At 47.8% G+C, this 736-nt stretch carries 1 pseudogene; it reads right to left on the bottom strand.

The annotated features are described in order from the left end of the window. Positions 1-736 (bottom strand): annotated as a pseudogene (locus R7Z47_RS24785) (hypothetical protein); the annotation flags it as partial.

The following is a 736-nucleotide window of genomic DNA, read 5'->3' as shown; positions in this document are numbered from 1 at the left end:
TTCGAGAATGTCGAATACGCTGGATGAATCAGAGGCAAACGGGTGCTTAAACATGTCTCGCACGTCACTCTCTTTGGTATCAAAGTGGGTGGTGATTCGGAGTTTGTCACCAAACTTACCTTGGCCAAAATACGCTAAGCGACCTTGGTTGTAGATATCATCTTGATATTGGTCATCAACCGCCAATGCTGCCGAATTACCTGTGACTTTGTTTTTACCAATGTAGAAGTCCGCCAAACCCGCTTGTACCCAATATTCATCCGGAATACGCACGTACAGTTGGTAACGTCGCTCTTCACCGCTATCAAATACCACACGAGTTGGGAATAGATAGGCGTCGGCTGGCAAGTATTGTTCGGCGTAAAGCTCGCCCTCTTCTACGTCAAATTCATCTTCACCAATCACCACCTTGTCGACACCTTTTAGTCCCGTCCCCATAAACCTTGCCAGACCAGCCGAGGTAGGAATGTTGTGGCGCATCAACTGAGCTTTGCCAAGCTTACGGCTTTGATCTTCTTCACCATCATTCTTGTCGATGTCGACTTCAGAATCGGGTTCAACAAGATCGATCACGCCGACGCTTGTCACGTCCATGTTGCCGTCTTTATCAAACGCTTTTAAGCGAAACAGAAGCTGCGTGTTGGATTCAAATTGGTAGTCTTGATCGGTCTTGCCATCCCAAACGATGTTGAAATCGTTGGCAAATTGCTGACCTTCCACCACCGCCAGCGGAGAC

Origin of the sequence: Vibrio sp. 1641 (assembly GCF_033339995.1) — a bacterium.
GTDB lineage: Bacteria > Pseudomonadota > Gammaproteobacteria > Enterobacterales > Vibrionaceae > Vibrio > Vibrio alginolyticus.
The sequence above is the reverse complement of the archived record's forward strand: the minus strand, read 5'-3'. Positions and strand labels throughout refer to the sequence as shown.